At 71.0% G+C, this 2,497-nt stretch carries 3 protein-coding genes; 2 read left to right on the top strand and 1 reads right to left on the bottom strand.

Annotated elements, in window-relative coordinates; all coding sequences use genetic code 11:
• Window positions 1–197, top strand: a 197-nt coding sequence (locus VFB40_RS11115) for a hypothetical protein (RefSeq protein WP_324849635.1), incomplete at its 5' end; no start/stop codon positions are given.
• A gap of 28 nt (window positions 198–225) precedes the next feature.
• On the opposite strand, the gene VFB40_RS11120 is transcribed toward VFB40_RS11115, so the two are convergent.
• Complete coding sequence (locus VFB40_RS11120) at window positions 226–1,755, bottom strand: DUF1349 domain-containing protein (RefSeq protein ID WP_324849637.1); 1,530 nt, start codon at window positions 1,753–1,755, stop codon at window positions 226–228.
• 152 nt (window positions 1,756–1,907) lie between these two features.
• On the opposite strand from VFB40_RS11120, the gene VFB40_RS11125 reads away from it, so the two are divergent.
• On the top strand, window positions 1,908–2,497 hold a 590-nt coding region (locus VFB40_RS11125; RefSeq protein WP_324849639.1), incomplete at its 3' end, for a response regulator transcription factor.

A 2,497-nucleotide genomic window follows, 5' to 3' on the forward strand; every position in this document is an offset into this window, starting at 1 on the left:
GCGAGCGCGGCTTCCACGTCCTCGACAAGCACCGCCCGGTGCCGGGGCCGCGGGTCTCCCTCGATCTCGCACTCCCCCGCGCCCTGCTCGTGGGATCCGAGGACGACTGGCCTGGGACCCTGGCAGCCCTCGACGCGAACGGCACGTACATCGCCCCCGCCGAGAGCGCCGTGTTGGAGATCAGCACTTACCTCTAACGAGCCACGGTGGTTTCCTGACGCCGCCTCAAACGTCTCTCGTTCGCAGCGTCGCGGCGGCCACGGCCAAGCTCACTGCCGCGTAGCCGGCCAGGACAGCGAGTCCCGCCCAGGGAGCGAGCGGATAGTAGCCGTTGTACGGGGTGTAGAGGCTGGCGACCTGCGGGTGCGGCACGAGCGTCTGCTGCACGGCGAAGGCCGCGGCGGGAGTCAGCCGGGCCAGCCAGTCCGACACCTCGGCGGGTAGGAACGGAAGCTGGGCGACCAGGAGATATGGAAGCACCACCGCCAGGGTGACCGCGGTGACCGCGCCGGCGCCGCGCCGCAGGACGGTGCCGACGCCGAGGGCCAGGATCGAGGCGGTCGCGAGCAGGGCCGCGGTTCCGAGCTCGACCCGCAGCAGGGTCGCTGGCGTAGCAGGGAACAGATACACCCCGTGCGCCCGCGCGAGCCGCCGGCCGAGCGGTACCGCGACGAGCACGCCTGCCACTGCGGCGAAGAACGTGGCGCCGCCCAGGACGATCGCCTTGGCCGCCAGCACCCGGCCGCGGTTCGGGCTGGCGGCGAAGGTGACTCGGATCAGCGCGTCCCGGTATTCGGCGGTGATGAACCTCGCCCCGATCACGATCACCGTGATCAGCCCCGGGAAGGTGCCGAAGAGGATGTCTGCGATGACACCGGCGGTCCCCAGCGAAGCGCGGACCGCCGGCGCGATGTCGCCGGTTCCGGTGACTGTGAGCGTGCCGTTTGACTGCGTGAACATCCCGGGAGCGAACGCCGGGTGGTCGCCGGCAGAGCTTGCGGGCCCCACTTGGCCACCGGTCCATTGCCCGCCGAGCCAGGTGCCGCGGATGAGCAGACCGTTGAAGACGGCCGTGGATACCGTGGTGACGGTCCCAAAGCCCTGCGCGGAATCCGGTGAAGCGACGAACAGCCCGCCTTGCACGGTCGATCCGAGCCCGGCGACGTGTACGGTACCTACCCTGGCCCAGTGCACACCGTCCGCAGAGTCGTAGCCGCTGACCGCGTCGCCGCTGCGATCCAGCCGCAACCAGCGGGGGGACGCGGCGGAAACGGAGCCGGGCAGGCCGGGTGCGTCGTTGACGTAGTCGTCCTGCATCCGTACCCCGTGGCCGCCCGTCACCATGATCGCCGCGTACGGCGATCCCGGGCTGGTGCCGGCCTTGATGATCAGGCCGGCCTTCGCCCAGGGCACTGTGCCGGGCGTGAGCTTTGCCGAGATGTCCTCGGTGAGTGCGGACACGGACACGGTGATGCTGCCGTTTCCGGTGAGCGATCGGTGCACGAAGTAGAAGTTGTCGGTCACCGGCTCGCCGCCGGGTCCGATCGGAACCGGTGGGCTGCCGTGCTGATCGCTGCTCACCCCGGCGAGCAGCGCGAAGAGCACCATCATCACGGGCAGCGCCGCGATGCCGATCACCCAGCCGCGGACGGTGCGCAGCTTGGTCCACTCCGCGTGAAGCACCGCGGCGAAGCCGCCTCGCACCGTCACCGCCGGGCTCACCGCCGTGAGCCGTTGACTCGAATCCGTTGGCATGCGGCTGGTTCTACGCCGTGCCCGGTTCCAGCCCGGTCGCGGCGACTGCGACCGGGCTGGAACCGGGGATCTGGCATCGTTGGCGCCATGGCGCCTGCACCCGGCTCGCGGCCCGACCGCCCTGCTCAGCTCCTCGGCGGCGGTGGGCCACGGTGAGAATCCTGGTCGTCGAGGACTTCGAGGTCCTGGCCCGCTCCATCGCGACCGGGCTGCGCCGCGAGGGCATGGCCGTCGACGTCGCCCTGGACGGCACGGGCGCACTCGACCGCCTTTCGGTGACCCGCTATGACGTCGTGGTCCTGGACCGTGACCTGCCGGGCGTGCACGGGGACGAGATCTGCCGACAGCTCGCCCACGGGCGCTGCGAGACCCGGGTGCTGATGCTCACCGCCTTCGACACCGTCGAGGACCGCGTCGACGGGCTCGGCCTCGGCGCCGACGACTACCTGTCCAAGCCCTTCGCGTTCGCCGAACTGGTCGCCCGGGTCCGTGCCTTGGCCCGCCGCGCCACTCCCCCGCTGCCGCCTGCTCTCGCCTACAGCGACCTCACTCTCGATCCGGCCCGCCGGACGGCAGCGCGCGCGGGTCGGCGCCTTGAGCTCAGCCCCAAGGAATTCGCCCTGCTCGAATGCCTGCTCGCCAGCCCCGGCCGGGTCCACTCCGCCGAGGAATTGCTCGAACGCGTCTGGGACGAGGCCGCTGATCCGTTCAGCAGCGCCGTCAAGCACACCATGCACCGGTT

The sequence above is a fragment of the Actinocrinis sp. genome, assembly GCF_035650855.1.
GTDB lineage: Bacteria > Actinomycetota > Actinomycetes > Streptomycetales > Catenulisporaceae > Actinocrinis.

What these genes read in the sequence shown, in the direction of transcription:
- VFB40_RS11120 (WP_324849637.1), bottom strand. Translation starts at nt 1,755, where the DNA reads ATGCCAACGGATTCGAGTCAACGGCTCACGGCGGTGAGCCCGGCGGTG.